Source organism: Vibrio sp. YT-19(2023) (genome assembly GCF_033337395.1).
The window spans coordinates 1-674 of record NZ_JAWOQN010000558.1; the positions used below are offsets into that span (position 1 = coordinate 1).

Below are 674 nucleotides of genomic sequence, written 5' to 3' on the forward strand. Positions count from 1 at the left end.
TGAAAACCGTTCCGGTGTAAAGAGCATTGAAAAGATGTTCAAAGAATATGGCCCTGTGAACAAATACGACTCAGCTCGCCGCTGCTCTTTCTACTGGGGTAATTGCTTAAATGAGCCAAAACCATTCAATCAAGAAGATTGGTTTAAGTCTTACACGGTAACCCTTGGTGAGCAATCACTTACAGTAAAAAGTTTACCGGGCGTATTCAGTCATGGTGAATTTGACTTAGGCAGCCGTCTACTACTGGAAACCTTACCTAACTTGTCAGGCAAAGTGCTCGATTTTGGTTGTGGTGCCGGTGTTTTAGGTGCGTTCATGGCGAAAGCAAACCCAGAAATTGCGATTGAGATGTGTGACATCAACGCGTATGCCATCACCTCAAGCCAAGCAACGCTTGAAGCCAACGGTTTGTCTGGTCGCGTGTTTGCGTCTGACATTTACTCAGATACGGCCGAAGACTACCGATTTATCATCAGCAACCCACCATTCCACAGCGGTTTAGACACCAATTACAACGCGGCTGAAACTCTGTTAGGTCACGCGCCACAACATCTTTCAAACCATGGTGAGATGATCATTGTTGCGAACAGCTTCTTGAAATACCCACCAATTATTGAGAACGCATTCAATAATTGCGAGACGCTAAATAAGACCAATAAGTTCTCTATCTACT

At 44.5% G+C, this 674-nt stretch carries 1 protein-coding gene; it reads left to right on the plus strand.

From position 1 onward, the window contains the following. Positions 1-674: methyltransferase (locus R7E78_RS27115; protein ID WP_318058745.1), on the plus strand; the 674-nt coding region annotated here is incomplete at both ends.